Source organism: Plantactinospora sp. B6F1 (assembly GCF_040120695.1).
GTDB lineage: Bacteria > Actinomycetota > Actinomycetes > Mycobacteriales > Micromonosporaceae > Plantactinospora.
On sequence record NZ_JBEEAC010000023.1, the window covers coordinates 97,432 to 114,338 of the forward strand.

General features: G+C 71.0%; 12 protein-coding genes. 4 read left to right on the plus strand and 8 right to left on the minus strand.

All coding sequences use genetic code 11. From position 1 onward, the window contains the following. Positions 1–34 precede the first annotated feature (34 nt). The gene (locus ABNF97_RS25085) at positions 35–478 is read right to left on the minus strand and encodes an Hsp20 family protein (protein ID WP_130463238.1); all 444 of its coding nucleotides are present in this window, start codon (positions 476–478) and stop codon (positions 35–37) included. Positions 479–578: 100 nt separating this feature from the next. Here ABNF97_RS25085 and ABNF97_RS25090 point away from each other — a divergent pair, with 100 nt between their 5' ends. Then, on the plus strand, positions 579–1,250 hold the full coding sequence (locus ABNF97_RS25090; RefSeq protein WP_207230536.1) for a type III effector protein: 672 nt from the start codon (positions 579–581) through the stop codon (positions 1,248–1,250). Positions 1,251–1,466: 216 nt separating this feature from the next. Continuing rightward, positions 1,467–2,564, plus strand: coding sequence for a lytic polysaccharide monooxygenase auxiliary activity family 9 protein (locus ABNF97_RS25095; protein ID WP_349340016.1), 1,098 nt, complete (start codon positions 1,467–1,469; stop codon positions 2,562–2,564). A gap of 78 nt (positions 2,565–2,642) precedes the next feature. On the opposite strand, the gene ABNF97_RS25100 is transcribed toward ABNF97_RS25095, so the two are convergent. Next, positions 2,643–3,545 carry a DUF2726 domain-containing protein gene (locus ABNF97_RS25100; protein ID WP_349340017.1) on the minus strand — a complete coding sequence of 301 codons (903 nt, stop codon included), beginning with the start codon at positions 3,543–3,545 and terminating at the stop codon, positions 2,643–2,645. A 492-nt stretch (positions 3,546–4,037) separates the two neighbouring features. Further along, a complete protein-coding gene (locus tag ABNF97_RS25105) occupies positions 4,038–5,234 on the minus strand; it encodes a monooxygenase (protein ID WP_349340018.1) in 1,197 nt (398 codons plus the stop codon). A gap of 189 nt (positions 5,235–5,423) precedes the next feature. Here ABNF97_RS25105 and ABNF97_RS25110 point away from each other — a divergent pair, with 189 nt between their 5' ends. Beyond that, positions 5,424–6,302: a DUF1775 domain-containing protein gene (locus ABNF97_RS25110; RefSeq protein ID WP_130463242.1), complete on the plus strand. Its 879-nt coding sequence runs from the start codon at positions 5,424–5,426 to the stop codon at positions 6,300–6,302. 75 nt (positions 6,303–6,377) lie between these two features. Here the strand turns inward: ABNF97_RS25110 and ABNF97_RS25115 are convergent, their stop codons facing one another. Continuing rightward, positions 6,378–6,890 carry a hypothetical protein gene (locus ABNF97_RS25115; protein WP_130463243.1) on the minus strand — a complete coding sequence of 171 codons (513 nt, stop codon included), beginning with the start codon at positions 6,888–6,890 and terminating at the stop codon, positions 6,378–6,380. A gap of 279 nt (positions 6,891–7,169) precedes the next feature. Between ABNF97_RS25115 and ABNF97_RS25120 the strand changes: the two genes are divergently transcribed. After that, a complete protein-coding gene (locus ABNF97_RS25120; protein ID WP_130463244.1) occupies positions 7,170–8,747 on the plus strand; it encodes a restriction endonuclease in 1,578 nt (525 codons plus the stop codon). A 61-nt stretch (positions 8,748–8,808) separates the two neighbouring features. On the opposite strand, the gene ABNF97_RS25125 is transcribed toward ABNF97_RS25120, so the two are convergent. The 4 genes from ABNF97_RS25125 to ABNF97_RS25140 form a co-directional block, all read right to left on the minus strand. Then, positions 8,809–9,231 carry a winged helix-turn-helix transcriptional regulator gene (locus tag ABNF97_RS25125; RefSeq protein ID WP_130463245.1) on the minus strand — a complete coding sequence of 141 codons (423 nt, stop codon included), beginning with the start codon at positions 9,229–9,231 and terminating at the stop codon, positions 8,809–8,811. Between the two features lie 174 nt (positions 9,232–9,405). Beyond that, positions 9,406–12,717, minus strand: coding sequence for an MGH1-like glycoside hydrolase domain-containing protein (locus tag ABNF97_RS25130; protein WP_349340019.1), 3,312 nt, complete (start codon positions 12,715–12,717; stop codon positions 9,406–9,408). An 86-nt stretch (positions 12,718–12,803) separates the two neighbouring features. Further along, entirely contained in the window at positions 12,804–14,243 is a 1,440-nt protein-coding gene (locus tag ABNF97_RS25135) for a glycoside hydrolase family 43 protein (RefSeq protein ID WP_349340020.1), read from the minus strand. Between the two features lie 54 nt (positions 14,244–14,297). Beyond that, positions 14,298–16,778 carry a glycoside hydrolase family 127 protein gene (locus ABNF97_RS25140; RefSeq protein ID WP_349340021.1) on the minus strand — a complete coding sequence of 827 codons (2,481 nt, stop codon included), beginning with the start codon at positions 16,776–16,778 and terminating at the stop codon, positions 14,298–14,300. Between the last annotated feature and the right edge of the window lie 129 nt (positions 16,779–16,907).

Below are 16,907 nucleotides of genomic sequence, written 5' to 3' on the forward strand. Positions count from 1 at the left end.
CCGGCGAACCGCCGGTCCGGCTGGGCTGTGTCTGTCAGGCGCTGATGACCTTCTGCCGGGATCCGCCGGAGGTGATCGCCACCCGGCGCGGCTTCGCCTGCTCCTTCACCGGAATCCGTACGGCCAGCACACCGTTCTCGTGGCTGGCCTCGATCCGGTCGGTGTCCAGTCCGTCGCCGAGGAAGAGCTGCCGGGAGAAGACCCCGAGCGGCCTCTCTGCGACCTGGATGCGGGCGCCTTCGCCGAGGTTCGGCGGCCGGCGCTCGGCGCGGACGGTCAGCAGGTTGCGCTCGACGTTGATCTCGATCGCGTCCGGGGCGACCCCGGGCAGGTCGAACGCGACGACGAACTCCTCGTCGTTGCGGTAAGCATCCATCGGAATGGCCGTCGGCCGGGACCAGGTTCCCGAACTCAGCGTGCCGAGGGCCTGCTGCGCGAACCGGTCGAGCTCGCGGAAGGTGTCGCTGCGCATCAACATCGGATCCACCTCCTAGTGCTGGCGACAGTGCTGTCAATGCGCGACACCTCGGTTGTATCATGTCGTCGTAACGATGACAAGGGGAATCGTCATCTAACCGATGACGTCAATCGAGGACGGGAGCGGGATGGACCAGCAGACGCCGACCGGTACGGCGTTCGATCGGGTGCAGGATGTCACCACCCGGGTCGGCGAGGGCACCGGCACGGACACCGGCGAGGTCGCCGTGACGCTCGACCAGGTGCTCACCGCGCTCGCCCTGCTCCGGCACCTGCGCACGGAACTCGAGTCCTGGGAGCCACGGCTCATCGTCGCCGCCCGGCAGCGCGGTGCGAGCTGGGCAGAGCTGGCCCCCGCCCTCGGCGTGGCGAGCCGGCAGGCCGCCGAGCGCCGCTACCTGCGACTCCGTCCGGCCGAGGAGGACGCCGCGCCGCAGACCCGGGACGACCGGGTACGCGCCGAGCGGGACCGCCGGGCCGGTGACCGCGCGGCGGCCCGCTGGGCCCGGGACAACGGCGCCGACCTGCGCCAGCTCGCCGGGCAGATCACCGCACTGACCGATCTCGGCTCGGCGGCCCGGTCCAGCCTGGACCGGCTGCACGACGCCCTCGGCGGCACCGACCCGAACGCACTGGTCCGGCCGCTCTCGGACGCCCAGCGGCACCTCCGGGCCGACCATCCGGGGCTCGCGGCCCGGGTCGCCGCGATGAACGAACACCTCGACGAGGTACGCCAGCGCACCGCGCAGCGGCGCGGCCAGCCCCGCCCCTGAGCCCGCGTCGAACGCATTTTGTTGGCATCCCAAACTATTGACAAGCACCATTCAGCGATGTGAATCTCTCTCCAGGGACACCATCGCCGGAGCCGGGTGAATGGTGCGGGAGCACCGGGCAGCCTCCCGCGTTCTCGCTCGCTCGTGCAATCGACGTCTGGGGATCCCATGTCTTCACTCGCCCAACCTCTGAATCCGGCCCGGCACCGCACCCCGATGGTCCTGCGGATCCTCGCGGTCGCGGCGACCGCGGTCGTCCTCCTCGCCACCGCGTTCGCGATCACTCAGGACACCGCGAGCGCGCACGGCTCGACGATCAACCCGGCCTCACGCAACTACGGCTGCTGGAAGCGTTGGGGCAACGACTTCCAGAACCCGGCGATGGCCACCCAGGACCCAATGTGCTGGCAGGCCTGGCAGGCCGACCCGAACGCCATGTGGAACTGGAACGGCCTCTACCGGGAAGGCGTGAACGGCAACCACCAGGCCGCCGTGCCGAGCGGCCAACTCTGCAGTGCCGGCGAGACCGGCGGCGTCCGGTACGCCGCACTGGACAACCCGGGCAACTGGCAGGCCACCAACGTCGGCACCAACTTCAACGTCACCGTGCACGACCAGGCGCTGCACGGGGCGGACTACTTCCTGATCTACGTCACCCGGCAGGGGTTCAACCCGCTCACCCAGCGGTTGGGCTGGAGCAACCTCGAACTTGTCCGGGAGACCGGCCGGTACGCCCCGGGCGAGGGCACCCGGGAGAACGGCGACCCCGTGCTGAACGGCGTCTCCATCACGATGCCGGTGAGCGCGCCGGGCCGGACCGGCCGGCACATCGTGTTCGTGATCTGGAAGGCCAGCCACGCCGACCAGAACTACTACTGGTGCAGCGACGTGAACTTCGGCGGCAGCAACCCGCAGCCGACCGCCACCCCGACCCGTACCCCCACCCCGACGCCGACCCGCACCACCCCGCCGCCGACGACCACTCCGACCCGCACCCCGCCGGCCGGCGGCACGGGTAGCTGCTCGGCGACGTACGCCGTCACCGGTAGCTGGTCGGGTGGCTTCCAGGCCGACGTACGGGTCACCGCCGGCAGCGCCGCGATCCGGGGCTGGACGGTGACCTGGACCTTCGCCAACGGGCAACAGATCAGCAACTCCTGGGGTGCGACGGTCACCACCAGCGGATCCAGTGTCACCGCCCGGAACACCGACTACAACGGGAGTCTCGCCGCCGGTGCCAGCACCAGCTTCGGCTTCCTCGGGTCGCAGACCGGCAGCAACGCCGTACCGACCCTGACCTGCACCGCCACCTGATCCCTCCGGCCGGGTCCGCGGCGACCCGGCCCCCGCCCCAGCGGGCCGGGTCCCGGCCGGCAAGCGCGCCAGAGGATGTCAATCGAACGAGACGTGCTCGAAGGCGTACGGGTTGAGCAGCTCGTCACGGCGCCGGCGCAACCCGTCGAGTTCGCCGGCCAACCGCTCCCGGCCGGTCAGCGGCAACTCGACGGTCTCGCGCAGCCGGAGCCGTTCCCCCACCGCCATCGTGGCCAGATCCTCGGCGAACCGGCCCGGCTCGACCCCGCAGGAGAAGCGGTGCTGCCAGACCCGGACCCGTTCGAAGAGGTATGCCCCCGGCCGCACCTGGAGCCAGGCCCAGCCCTCGGCCGAGCCGTCCTTCCAGTCCAGGTGCAGGCTGCGCAGGATCGGGTCGACCAGTTCCCGGTTGACGTAGGCGTCCACCGCGGACGTCCGGGCGACCGCCCCGAGGTCGTTGACGTGGCCGTCGCTGCCGTCCGGCAGCCGACCGACGATGTCCCGGTAGCTGCGCGGGGCGTCCGGGGCGAGGTCGGCATACTCGGCCGGGTCGCCGGTCGCCGCCAGGAAGGCGCGGGCGTCGATGACGTACTCGACGATCCGCCGGCCGTGCGTGGCCGGCTGCAGCGTCGCCGACTCAATCCGGAGCAGTTCCAGGCCGACCGCGTCGCAGACGGCGTGTTTCATCCGCTCGTCCCGCTGCGTCTGCGCAGTCTGCAAGCTGGTGTCGACCAACTCGACCGCGTACGGCGCCGTCCGGCCGTCCGGGTCGGAGACGACGAAGTCGAAGAGACCCCGGCTCGCCGCGTTCCACTGATTGCCGGTGATGCCCCCGGGGCGGCGCGGCACGAGCTGGCCGAGCCGCTGGTGGGGCCGGGCGATGCGACCGGCCCGCTCGATGATCCCGCCGCTCGCCGCCGGCTCGGCGGGAAGCCGGGTGGATCGTGTCGACGGACGTCCCCCGCCACCGGTCTGTGCCATCTGTCCCTCGGTCCGTAACATCCGCTCGCCGCCTCCGACACCGCCGGTACGGCGGCAGGTCCCCACCATGCTAGAAACCCGGTGCCGGTTACACATCGCCGGTCCGGGTCGGCACAATGGATCACCGTGTCCACCCCTACCGAGCGGTTGCTCCGCGAACTGGACCCACTGCCGTACCCGGAGCGACTCCGCCGGCTGGCTCCGGCCGTCCGGGGCGATAGCCGGTGACGGCACCCTCGCCGGCGTACTGGCGCAGTTGCGCGCCGGCGACGGCTACCAGCGCCGCCTGGCACTGACGATGGCGACGGCCGAGGTGGACGGCGCCCACCTGGTCCTCTCCGACCGGGTGTTGGCGGTCCTGCCGGCCCGCTGGCGGCACCGGGAGGCGCGACGCATCCCCTGGCGCTGCCGCAGATCGCCGACCGAGGCCCGGGACGCCTCGGGGTCCAGCCACGGCGCGCTCAATGCTGCGGCGGGACCGGAGGCAGCAGCTCAGGCCGGTCGGGACAGGATGACGATGCCGAGGCACATCTCGTCGCTGGTGCCCTCGCCCCAGACGACGTACCGGGGCGGCAGGTTGCGCAGTTGGGGCAGGCGCTGCCGCAGCGTGACATCGTGCGTGCAGGTGACCCGGTAGACGTCGCCGGGCCTGACCGCGACCGGTTGCGGCAGCGGCCGGTTGGCCTGCTCGTCGAAGTTGTACGTCGGGATGTCGAGCAGCGTCCGCGCCTTCGGGGTGCCCGGGTTGAGTTCGATCCTGATCGCCCTGCCGAGCAGGTGCATGTGGCCGGCGACCGCCTGCACCACTCCGGCCTCCCTGACCTGGTGGTCGCAGTGCTGCGTGTCGCCGGCCGCCGGGGCACGCCCCTGGTTGCAGTACCGGTTGAGCTGTTCCGCCTGCGCACCAGCCTCGGCGCCGAACCGCTGCGCCACGTCCCGGACCGCGGACTCGCGCTGGCACAGTTCGCCCCGTTCGTCGGCCGCGCAGGGCAGCTCGACCGGGGCCGGTAGCAGCTCGGTGGAGAGCGGGTTGACCTTCTCGGCGCCGTGGACGAGGCGGAGCCGGATGCCGGACCGGTCGGTGTCGTCGGCGCCGGCCCGGACGCCCATCAGGTTGTAGTGCACCTGCATCACCAGCTGGCTGCCGGGCGGCATCGGATAGCCGAGACCGGGTGCGAGCAGTGTCTCGTTCGCGCCCGGCGCCCAGTGCGCCACCCAGGCCGCGTCGCCGATCCCGGCGTCGCCGAAGCAGGTCCAGCCGTCGCCGGGGGTCTCCCCGTCCAGCTTGCGGGCCGCCTCCACCTCCGCCGGATCGAGCCGGAAGAAGATGGCGTGGTGCACCATGTCGCCGTTCTGCGGCAGGAACTGGCTGCCGGTCAGGAAGGCGGGCTCGGTCAGGTCCGGGTCTACCAGGAAACAGCGGTATTCGTCGGTGCCGCCGTTCGGTGCCGCCGGACGGTACGGCCGCGCCATGCCCAGGTTGACGAACCGCTCCCCCGGCCGCAGCGGCGCGGCCGGGGGAATGTCGACCGTGCCGTGCGGTCCACCGTGCGTGCCGGCGGCGGTGGTCGGCGTCGGCGGCGCCGAGCCGGCTTCCGGGTCGGTCCCGCAGGAACTGGTGAGGAGGATGGCGGCCACCGAGACGGCCGCGACGGCGAGAGGGCGTACGTTTCGATGCACGTTCTGCATAACGTCGGGCCTCCGCCCAGGATCCGGGCCGTCCGGCGACTAACGGAAGAAACTCGGAGCTTCGAGGATAGTTCGTCACCGGCCGCGGAGACACCGCGCGTGGACGGCGTAACATTCCGGCCCGTTGGTTGAACCTTTCTCGCCCCACAGCCGAACCACAGGGTGTCGGCCGGACGAAGGGACATCACTGTGCGTCACAGGGCAATGTGCTGGATCGTCGCCCTGGTCACCGCCATGGTCGCGGGTACCACCCTGGGCGCCGGGGCGGCGATCGCCGACGTGACGGTGACCCCCGGACAGGCGGTACAGGGTGATGCGGCGAAGCTGGTCTTCCGGGTCACCGAGGACCGGGCGCCGGCGTACACCACCAAGATCGAGCTGTTGATGCCGGAGTCGGCTCCGGTCGCGGAGACGTACCCGATGTCGGACCCGCAGTGGGCGCCCCGGATGACGATGCGCAAGGTCGACCAGACGCTCGACGGTGTGCACCACGGGCAGGTCACCGAGGTGGTCGGCAGCATCGTCTGGACCCGGGCCGGTGCACCCGCGCCGGGTGGCGGCCCGGCCGAGCTGGTCGTCTCGCTCGGCCCGCTGCCCCGGACCGATCAGATGACGTTCCACCTGGTACAGACGTACTCGGACGGTCATGTCACGAACTGGAACCAGCCGCCGTCGGCCGAGGTCCCGCAGCCGGACTTCCCGGCGCCGGTGCTGACCCTGGCCCCGCCCGCCGCCGCAGCCGGCCCGACCGCCGCAGCGGCGCCCGGGGCGGGTCCGCCGGGGAGCGACGCGGCGGTTGACGAGCCGGACCAGGGCCTCGGCTCGTTGACCACCGGCCTGGTCGCCGGGCTGATCCTCGGGCTGGCCGTCGCCGCCTGGCTGTACCTGCGCCGTCCCCGGCGCGGGGCCACCGACGCCGACCGGGCGGAGACCGCGTCGGCCGCGTCCGACGGCGATTCCTCCCCGACGGAGCCGGCGGCCGGCACGCCTGCCGACCCGGCAGCCTCCGGTGCACCCTCCGGCAAGCGGGCGGCGAGCGGCGGCCGGGCGTGGCGGCTGCACGAGTGAGGCGGTGGCGGCTACGCGAGTGAAGCCCGCACCGACGACGGGGAGGACCGGCTGGCCGCCGCCCCGAATCCAGCCCTACGCGGTCTCCTCGTCCGGCTGATCGGTCTCCTCGTCCGGCTGTGCGGACTCGCCGCGCCGGAGTACGGCCTCGGGGGCGCAGAGCACGGTCACCCGGTAGGAGACGCCGAGGTTGGAGAAGATCTGGCCCCGCAGGTCGAGGCAGAGCCCCACCCCCGGCAGTCCCTCGGGGTGCTCGAAGAACTCGACCACCGGCTCGGCGATCGCCCCGACCAGCCCCTGGGTCCGCATCGCGGTGCTGGCCACCTGGAGCAGAGCCGCGGTGACCTGCACCTCGACGTCGTCGAGCCCGTCCACGTCGTACCAGTGGGTGTCAGGCAGGAAGAGCTGCGAGTCCACCTCCCGCTGCCGGTAGTCGGGCCCCAACTGGCCGCTGTCGGGATCCGGGCGGTCGCCGATCCAGGCCATCCCGGCGTAGTCGCTGCGCAGCCGCCGCGCGTCTGCGGAGAACTCCGTCACGACGGTGTCGAGGCGCGGCTGGGCGACGAGGTACACATCTGCGTCGGTCACCCGGGGCACCCTAGCACCGACGGACCTGGCCGCCGGTCCGGCCACCCCCGCCGCCACCAGGGGTGTTTTCGGCCCCGATCGGCGGTTCGCCCCGCACGTTACCCTGGGGTCCCCGCTGGACGGACCCGTCGGACCGGGACCAAAATGTGCATCGAAGCGATGACGGTCGACGGCGGGCCGGAAGAGGGGACGGCAGCGCGGGGGATGGGACGCCACCGGTCACCGACGGTGAACGGTGCTGGACGGTGATCGGGGACGTACATGGGCATCATGGGGCAGATGCAGCGGGCGCACGCACAACAGGTGCACGCGCAGCAAAGAGCGTCGACCACCCCGTACCAACAGCACCAGCAGATGCTCTGGGAGGCCGAGCACGCCCGGCGGGCCGCCGAACGGGCGGCGGAGGCGGACGAGCGGGAACGCCGACGGCTCTACCTGGAGGCCCGGACGGCCCGGGTCAAGGCCGCCAACGCAAACCTCCAGTCCCAGCTGGACGAGCTGGACAACCTGCTCCAGACGACCCTCGCCATCGACGACCACATCGACCTCGAACGCCTGAAGAAGCGGGCCAGCTATCCGGAGTTCACACCGGGCGAGCTCGGCATGCCGCTGCGGGCGCCGGACTGGCGACGGTTCGCGCCGCCCCCGCCGAACGCGCTCGGCAAGATGTTCGGCGGCGAAACCCGCTACCAACAGTTGCTGACCGAGGCGGAGCAGGCGTTCGAGAAGGCCAAGGCCAAGCACGCGGCCGGTGAGACGGCCCGGCAGCAGCGGCTCGCCCAGGCCCGACGGAAGTACGACCAGCACTGCCGGCAACTCGACGCCCAGGTCGCCGACCACAACGCCGGGATCGACAGGTTCGGCGCCGCGCTGGCCGCCGCCGAACCGAACGCCGTGGTGAAGTACTTCGGGCTGGTGCTCGGCAACTCGGTCTACCCGGAGGACTTTCCGCAGCGCTACCGCCTCGCCTACGTCCCGGACTCCCGGCTGATCGTCGTGGAGTACCTGCTGCCGACCGTCGCGGTGGTGCCGAAGGTTCGGGAGTACCGCTACGTCAAGGCCGACGACGAGGTGCAGACGGTGGCCCGCCCGGCGGACGAGATCCGGCAGCGGTACACGAACATCATCATCCAGGTGGCGCTGCGTACGGTGCACGAGCTCTTCGAGGCCGACCGTACCCGCCTGGTGGAGACGATCGTCTTCAACGGCATCGTCGAGACCACCCACCCGGGCACGGGGCAGGCGGTCCGGCCCTGCCTGGTGACCCTGCGGACCAGCCGGGACGCCTTCACCGCGATCAATCTGGCCAAGGTCGACCCGACGGCCTGCCTGCGACACCTGCGGGCCACCCTCTCCGCCCGGCCGGAGGAGCTGGTGCCGGTGCGCCCGGTGCTCGAGTTCGACGTCGTCGACAAGCGCTTCGTCGACGAGGTGGACGTACTGGCCGATCTGGACCACCGACCCAACCTGCTCAGGTTGAGCCCGACCGAGTTCGAGGACCTGATCCGGAACCTCTTCGGCAAGCTCGGCCTGGAGACCCGGACGACCCGGACGGCGCCGGACGGCGGGGTCGACTGCGTGGCGTTCGACCCCCGCCCGATCTTCGGCGGCAAGGTGGTGATCCAGGCCCGGCGCCCTCCGGGCACCATGGACGTCTCGGCGGTGCGGGGCCTCTTCGGCACCGTGCTCGGCGAGGGGGCGACCAAGGGCATCCTCGTGACGACCAGCGGCTACGGCCCCGACTCGTTCGAGTTCGCCTCCGGCAAGCCGCTGGAGCTGATCGACGGCTCCAACCTGCTGCACCTGCTGGCCGAGCACGCCGAGGTACGCGCCCGGATCGACCCGAGCGAGCGCTGACCCGCCTGCGGTGCCAGGAAGGGCCCCTCTTGTGGAGGAAGCAACAAGAGGGGCACCTGACTCAGTGTGTGCCGGCGTTGCGGCGGTCGTACGCCTCCCGGGCGGCGGCGATCGCCCGCCGGTGCCGTTCCGCCCAGCCGGTCAGCACGAGCAGGGAGTCGTAGAGTTCCCGGGCCATCTCGGTGGCGACGTACTCGACCCGGGGTGGAACGGTGGGATAGGTGGTCCGGATCAGCAGCCCGTCGCGTTCGAGGTTGCGCAGGGTGAGGGCGAGCATCCGTCGGCTGATCCCCTCGACCGAGCGTTCCAGTTCGGTGAAGCGGACCGGTCCCCGGCTCGCCTCGATGATGATCCCGATGCTCCACTTTCCGCCCACCCGGTCCAGAACCTCACGAACCGTGCAGGCCCGGACGTGCTCGCCACAGGCCGCTCCGCCCTCGTGGGCGTCCGGCTCAGCGGCCGGGCCCGCCTCCGGTTCGGTCATCCGTGCCTCCTTCGTCCGGCGGCAATGGTGACATGCGGTTCCCCGTAGCGTAGAGGCCTGACCGTGAGGGACAGCAGGTCATGGCCGCCGACCCCGCCCCGGGTCGCCCGGACCGCCCCCGGGTGGTGGGCGGTCCGGGCGCCCCTGTGCGGGGTCGGTTCGTCGGTGCCGGGGTCAGGGGCTGAAGGCTTTCACCTCCAACAGCCCCACCGAGCCCTGGCCACTGGTCAGCGCCACCCGCAACCGGGTGGTGTCGAGGTCGGGAAAGGTCACCCGGTTGTATCGGTCGACCGCGATCGGGTAGCCGCTGGCACCCGGCACGTCGGCGTACGCGCTGCCGGTCCAGTACTGGAGCTTCCAGGAGGCCGGCAGGCGTACCCCGCCGTTGTCGTCGAAGAAGTAGATCTCGGCGGCGTTCAGGGTGCGGCTGGTCGGCCAAGTCAACTCCGCCCACTGGGCGCCGGTGTTCGGCCAGGTGCCCCAGCGCGGGTTGACGGTGTCGTTGGAGCTCGGCGGGTCGATCCCGTCGTTCAGCGCGGCCACCGACTCCCAGGGCGAGGTGTACGACGCGGACGGCGTCGCCGCCCCCGCCACGTTGCCACCCGGCTCGGGGTCCGGATCCGGGTCGGTGCCGCCCCGGTGGTAGACCTTGATCTCGGTCAGCCCGGTCCTGGCCGATCCGGCGGCGTGGGTGAACTGCACCCGCAGCCGGGAGGTGCTGACCGGGGTGAAGCTGACCCGGTTGTAGTTGGACTGCGGCGTGCCCGGGGTCTTCGCCTGGGCGGCGGCGTTCACCCAGGCGCTGCCGTTGTGGTACTGCACGTTGTACGAGGCCGGTGGCCGGTACCGGTTCGTCGCCCGGTCGTTGCGGAACCAGAGCCGCACCTCGTCGACCGCTCGGGCCTGGCCGAGGTTCAGCTCGTACGAGTCGGTGCCGTTCGGCGTCCCGTAGGCGCCCCAGATCGGTTCGTTGATCGGGAAGCCGTCGATCGCCGCCCCGGTGGAGGTGCCGGCGGCGGTGTACGAGGCGGTCGCCGTCGCCCCCTGGGCCAGGTTCGGCGTGGTCGAGCTGAGGTCGGCGCCGGCCTTGGCGAAGATGTCCACCATCCGGGCGCTGTTCTGCACCACCTGCTGCGGCAGTTGCAGCCCGGGCACGGCGGTGCTGAAGTTGGTCGTGCCGCCGGCCGGCAGGGTGACCGCGCCGGTCGCCGGGTTGAACAGCACCCGGGTCAGCCGGTCCACGGTGAACGCCCTGGTGCCGTTCAGATAGACCGAGTAGCCCTGCGGGACGCCGGAGTACCGGGTCACCCCGTCGGCCGGGTCGTCCCAGACCACGCTGAGGTCCATGTTGCGGTACCGCAGGTTGTTCACGGCGAAGTGCGACCAGTTGATGTCGATCGGGGAGAGTTCGATGGTGTTGTCGGTGCGTGGCCGGAGCCCGGCGACGTCCTCGATCACCGTCCAGTTGCTGCTGCCGAGGATGTTGTGGTGGATCCAGGACCGGTAGTTGATGGTCCGGCCCGACGGGTTCCAGTCCGCCCAGAACTCGTTCGCGTCCGGCCACTGGGTGTTGCCGCCGATGTACTGCGCCCAGGCGTTCCAGTAGAGCAGCTGCTTGTAGTTCTCGGCCGTCATCCACTGGTTGGGGTAGTTGCGCAGCACCGAGGAGTAGAGCCGGAACTGCACGGTCGAGTTGATGGTGGAGAAGTTGTTGCTGCCCGGCTGCCCGGCGGCCGCCGCCGCGGCCTTGTCCCGCTGGTTGGCGGTGAAGAACGGGAAGATCGGGTACTCGGCCGGATCGTCGAAGAGCCGCAGCGCCTGCCGGTACTGGTCGGTGTTCGGCATCAGCCCGACCGAGTACGGGTAGTAGTTGTTGATCTCCTTCCACGGCACGTGCGTGTTCGTCGAGACGTGCTTGTGCTCCAGTAGTTGCCGGGACGGGTTCCACAGCACGTTGACGATGCCGGTGCGGATCCGGTCGGCGATCGCCTGCATCTCGTTCGCCTTGGCCGTGTTGCCCAGCAGGGTGTACGCCTGCACCGCCGCCATGGCGTTGCTCCAGACGTACGCGCCCTCGGCCCGGTCCAGGTTGCCGGAACGCCAGTGGAACGACACCGCGTCGGCGTCGTTGCCGGTCATCGCGCCCCAGTCGTACTCGATCACACCGTTGTTGTTGGTGTCGTAGGTGGCGAGCTGCCCCTTGACGTCCTGCTCGGCGTAGCGGGCCAGGTTCGCCACGATCGCCGGCTGGCCGCCGTGGATCTGGTAGCTGCGCCAGGCCGCCTCGGAGACGTACTGGGTGTAGGAGTTCGACCAGTTCTCCGGGTCACCCGGATTGTCGGTGAACCGGCCGTTGCGGGAGACCTGGCCGATCGAGGTCCACGGCCCGTACGAGTAGATCGGGTTGCGCAGGTACTTCAGGTCGTCGATGTGCATCGGCTGGGTGAGCACGATCGCGTTGTTGTAGCCGAGCGCCCCCTCCACAGAGGTCGGGAACTGGAAGTCCTGGCCCGGGATGTCCACGTCGAGATAGTTGAAGCGCATCAACCACCAGCGGTAGTAGATGTTCTTCTTGATCGCCGCGTCCGGCACGTCGATGTAGGGGATGTTCTCCGCCCACCACCGGTTGTACGCCCGCACGTGGGTGGCGAACGCCGTCGCCGGGGTGTAGCCCCGGTAGGCGGTGTACTCGGTCAACGACTCCGGTATTTCGTTGGCGACGAACCCGAGCTGCACCTTCGTGCTCACCGACTGCCCGGCGGCGAGCGTCACCGACCGGTTCAGCCCGCCGGAGCTGACCGTGAACCCGTCCCCGGACAGCCGCGGATAGAGCGTGCTCAGGTTGTTCTTCACCGCCCTGGTCCCGGTCAGCTCGCTGCCGCTGCCCGAGGTGGCGTACGGCGAGGTGGCCCGCAGCTGCACGGTGGTCGAGCCGGAGCCGGTGTTCCGCACCGTCAGGTTGGTCACCGCGACGTTCTGCGCGGTGATGAACTTCGACACCTCGACCCGGACCGACCCGCTGGTGTAGACGCCCCGCCAGTGGCTCGGCGACTGCCACCGGCTGGAGACCTGCTCGGTGAAGGTGCCCGGGCTGACCACGACCGTGTACGCGGGCTGGCTGCTGATGTTGTCCCAGTAGGCGGCGTTGCCGCCGAAGCCGATCACCGACGGGTTGTGGGTGTACATGAACATGCCCCGGCCCCTGGTCATCAGCCAGGTGCCGGCCGGGTCGTTGCCGGGCCGGGCCAGCAGCCGGTCCAGCCAGAAGTCGGTGCCGCCGCTCTCGGCGTCGTAGATCGCCTGCATGGTGTTGCCGGTGCGGTAGCCGACCGGCGGGGCCGGGACGGCCGGTCCGGAGAACGTGGGAAAGCCGATGGTCTGCGCGGCCGTGGCCGGCGCGCCCGGCGCCACCAGGGCGCCGGTGGCCAGCACGACCGCCAGTCCGGCGGCCCAGGATCTCCGCTTGCTTCCCGGTGCGAACCGCATCGGGTCACCTCCAAAGGGGGTCGGTGGTGGGGGGATGGACCGGCCCGCCGCGGGGCGGAGGGGGTCTGTCCCGCGACGGGCCGGGGTCAGGGCTGGTAGGCGAGCCACTCCAGCAGGCCGGTGGAGAAGCCGGACCGGGAGGTGATGTTCAACCGCAGCCGGGTGGTGGTGACGGAGTCGAAGGTGGTGACGTTGTAGGTGTTGCCGGCCACCCCGCAGCTCGACTGGCCGGGCACGTTCGCGTACCCGCTACCGGTCCAGTACTGCACCTGGCAGGAGGCGGGTAGGTCGATGCCCTGGTCGTCGTCGAACCAGTACGTGGCGATCCGGTTCAGCGTGCGGGCCGACGGCCAGGTGTACTCGACCCACTGGGTGCCCTGCTGCGGCCAGTTGCCGTACGCCAGGTTGCTCCGGTCGGCCGAGTTCGCCGGTACGCCGCCGTTGTTCAGCGCCGCCAGGCTCTCCCAGGCCGAGACGTACGAGGTGGTGACGGTCGCCGAGGTGGCCAGGTTGGTGCCGGCCGGCGGCCCGCCCGGACCGGGGCCGGGACCGGGCCCGGTCTGCACCACCCGCTGCATGGTGCCGTCGGCGTTGAAGTAGAGCCGGTCCACCGCTACCGAGCGGCGGAAGTTGCCCCCGCCGGGCGCGTCGGCGGTGTGGTAGACGATGTACCACTGGCCGTTGAACTCCACCACGCCGGCGTGGTTGGTGGTCGAGGAGACCTGACCGAGCACGATGCCCCGGTGCGTCCACGGCCCCATCGGGTTGGTCGCGGTGGCGTACCGCTGGCAGGCGTAGCTGGACGAGGTGACGCAGCCGTTGGTGTCGTTGGCGGCGTACATCAGGTAGTAGAGGCCGTTGCGCTTGAACATCCACGGGGCCTCCCAGAAGTTGGTCAGGCCCTGCGGCGTGACCACCGGCCCGTCCAGCTCGATCATGTTCGACTTCAGCCGGGCCGCCCGGGCACCCCAGTAGCCACCCCAGTAGATGTACGCCTGCCCGTCGTCGTCGACGAAGACCGTCGGGTCGATGTTCAGCCCGGAGGAGTTCGGGGTGCTGTCGCTGATCAGCGGCCCGCCCTTGGCGTCGGTGAACGGGCCGAGCGGGCTGTCGGCGACCGCGACCCCGATGTCCATCCAGCCGGCGCCCCGGCCGTTGACCGAGGTGTACCAGTAGTAGCGGCCGTTGCGCGGCTCGACCTCGCTGGCCCAGGCGTCCGCGCCGGCCCATCCGAAGGTGGCGATCGAGGCCCGGGCACCGTGCTGGGTCCAGGTGTTGGCGTCGGTCGAGGAGAGGACGTGCCACTCCCGCATCCGGAAGTTGTTGTCCCCGACCGGCGCCTCGTCCCGGCCGGCGTAGATGTACATGGTGTTGCCGACGACCAGCGGCGCCGGGTCGGCGGTGTAGATGCTGGTGATGATCGGGTTCGCCGCCGAGGCGGGACCGGCCGGGATCGCCAGGCCGGCCCCGACCAGCAACCCGGCGACCCCGCCGGCCGCGACCCGGAACCATCGTCTGCTGCGCACTGTCTGCTCTCCTGTTCGGTGTGGGGGTGGTGGTCAGGCGGGACGGGCGGGGGGTCACTGGCCGGTCGAGTGCAGCTCGGCGACCTCGGCCGCGCTCAGCGCCCGGGCGTAGACCCGGAAGCCGTCCACCGCCCCGGCCAGGTAGGGGTCGCCGGCGTACTGCGACCGGCCGATCCAGTTGTTGGTGGTCGAACCGAGCGCGGACGGGCGTACCGTCAGCGCGGTGTTCCGGGCCACCTCGACGCCGCCCACGTAAAGCACGCCGGTGTTGCCGGTCTGGGTGACCGCGACGTGCGTCCAGGTGTCGACCGGCAGCGCGGCCGGGCCGTTGAGCTGCTGCTCGGCTCCGGCGCCGCCGGTGGTGACGGCGAACCGGACCGTGCCGGCGCTGCTCTGCGGGGTGAGGAAGAGGTACGTCCCGGTCCCGGTGCCGAAGTCGAAGACCCGGGCCCAGGTCGCGGCGGCGGTCCGGCGTACCCAGGTCGCGACGGTGAAGGCGGTGGCTCCGGCGAGCAGCCCGGCCGGCAGGCTGACGTGCCCGCTCGTGCCGTTCAGGCTGACCGCGTTGCCGGTCCGGCCGGTGGTCCAGCCGGCGCCGCCGGTCAGGGTGCCGGTCCGGCCGTTGCCGGTGGCGTCGGCGGCGGCGGTGCCGGCGGTCTCGTCGAACCGGTAGTGCGCGACGAACGGTGCCGGCGGGGTGCCGGTCACCGTCCAGTAGACCGTGTAGCGCTGGCCGTGCATCTGGTAGAACGGCAGCAGCGTGACCGTGCCGGTGCTGGCGGTCCCGGTGTACCGCAACGGGTTCGAGGTCGGGCGCAGACTGGCCGGGTCCAGGGTGGGCAGCGCGGAGAGGTTCGTCGTGCCGTACGCCCCGGCGAGCACGATCGGCCCGTGCCTGACCGCCTGCACGGTGCTGTTGTCCGGGGTCGCCTCCCGGGTCAGCGCCATCGGCAGGCTGATCTCGACCACGTCGCCGGAGGCCCAGCTCCGGTCGATCCGGGCGAAGTTGCCGGCGGGCACCCCGGGCTGCACCGCACCGTTGACCCGCACCTGCGCCCCGCCGGCCCAGCCGGGGATCCGGATCCGCAGGTCGATCCGGCCGGAGCCGGTCACGGTGAGCCGGCTCGTGGACGACTCCGGGAAGTTGGTCTCCTGCTGCACCGTGATCCCCCGCCCCGGCCAGACCAGCCGGGAGGCGGTGAAGAGGTTGACGTAGAGGATCTCGCCGTTGTGGAAGTAGACGCTGTCGGCGAGCTTGGTGTGCGTCTCCATGCCGGTGCCGTGGCAGCAGGTGAAGTTGCTGTAGTCGTTGCTGTAGGTCTTGGTCCCACCGGCCCGCAGCGGCACGTAGTAGCAGTGGAAGCCGTGCGACGAGTTCGGGTTCTGCGCCCCGATCAGGTGGTTCCAGAGCGCCCGCTCGTAGTAGTCGAGGTAGTCCAGCCGGGCCGGGTCGGTGCAGAAGAGCTGCCGGGTCAGCTTCAGCATGTTGTACGTGTTGCAGCACTCGCAGGTGCTGTCCGACAGCTCGCTGGCGATCCGGTTCGGCGCCTTGAAGTACTCCCCGTTGGAGTTGCCGCCGATCACGTACGTGTGCCGGCCGACCACGATGTCCCAGAAGTTGACTGCGATGTCGCGGTACCGGGTGATGCCGGTGGCGTGGTATTCGCGGATCGCGCCGAGGATCTTCGGGATCTGGGTGTTGGCGTGGTAGTTGTTCAGCGCGTCGGTGTTCGCGGCCAGCGGGTCGAAGATCTCCGCGTGGTCGAAGTAGCGGGCCGTGCTCAGGTGGTCCGGGTTCCCGGTGAGCTGGTAGAGGTTGGTCAGCACCTCGTTCATCCCGCCGAACTCGGTGTCCAGCATGTTCTGCCGCTGGGTCTGGCTCAGCCGGTCGTTGCGGAACTTGACCCAGGACGCCATCCGGGTCAGCACGTCGAGCGCCTGTGCGTTGCCGGCCAGCAGGTGCATGTCGAGCAGGCCCGCCATGATCTTGTGCAGCGTGTAGTACGGCGCCCAGACCTGCTGCCGGGCCTCCACCCGGTCGATGAAGCCCTCCGGGTACGCCGACAGGTAGCCGGCGTTGTACCCGGCGGCGGTGGCCCGGTTCTGGCAGATCGCCAGCTGCGCCACCAGGTAGTCGCCGCTGGTCCGGAACGCCGCCTGCCCGGTGTTCGCGTACGCCTGGGCCAGCGCGGTCAGCAGGTGTCCGGTGGAGTGGCCGCGCAGTTCGGTGCTGGGCGACTCCCAGCCGCCGCAGGGGGTCGCCGACGAGGAGAGCCCGTAGTTGAGCCGGAAGGTGTGCAGCAGTCGGTCCGGGTCGAGGAAGGTCAGGTACGCCTGGGTGCGGCCGGCGTTCGCCTGGAACGGGCCGGCGAGCAGGGTGACCGCGGAGAGCGGAAACGGGTACGCGGATACGCCGATGTCGGTCCGGGCGGCGGCGGCCGGCGCGGCCGGCAGCGTTCCGGCGACGGCGGTGCCGACCGCGACGGCGGCCCCGGTCTGCAACAGCGCGCGGCGGGACAGGGCGGAAGAGGGCATGGTTGGTCACCTCCGGGAACCAGGTCAGCACCACCCGGCTGCGGGTGCTGCTGCAAAGTGGCGCTGCCTCGGTCGGCCTGCTGGAGGTCAAGGCGCACGCCCAGCCGCCCGGCACCGGCCCGACCAACC

Bases quoted from the DNA above. Each gene is read 5' to 3' on its own strand.
- ABNF97_RS25085 (WP_130463238.1), bottom strand. From the start codon at position 478: ATGTTGATGCGCAGCGACACCTTCCGCGAGCTCGACCGGTTCGCGCAG.
- ABNF97_RS25090 (WP_207230536.1), top strand. From the start codon at position 579: ATGACGTCAATCGAGGACGGGAGCGGGATGGACCAGCAGACGCCGACC.
- ABNF97_RS25095 (WP_349340016.1), top strand. From the start codon at position 1,467: ATGGTCCTGCGGATCCTCGCGGTCGCGGCGACCGCGGTCGTCCTCCTC.
- ABNF97_RS25100 (WP_349340017.1), bottom strand. From the start codon at position 3,545: ATGGCACAGACCGGTGGCGGGGGACGTCCGTCGACACGATCCACCCGG.
- ABNF97_RS25105 (WP_349340018.1), bottom strand. From the start codon at position 5,234: ATGCAGAACGTGCATCGAAACGTACGCCCTCTCGCCGTCGCGGCCGTC.
- ABNF97_RS25120 (WP_130463244.1), top strand. From the start codon at position 7,170: ATGCAGCGGGCGCACGCACAACAGGTGCACGCGCAGCAAAGAGCGTCG.
- ABNF97_RS25125 (WP_130463245.1), bottom strand. From the start codon at position 9,231: ATGACCGAACCGGAGGCGGGCCCGGCCGCTGAGCCGGACGCCCACGAG.
- ABNF97_RS25130 (WP_349340019.1), bottom strand. From the start codon at position 12,717: ATGCGGTTCGCACCGGGAAGCAAGCGGAGATCCTGGGCCGCCGGACTG.
- ABNF97_RS25140 (WP_349340021.1), bottom strand. From the start codon at position 16,778: ATGCCCTCTTCCGCCCTGTCCCGCCGCGCGCTGTTGCAGACCGGGGCC.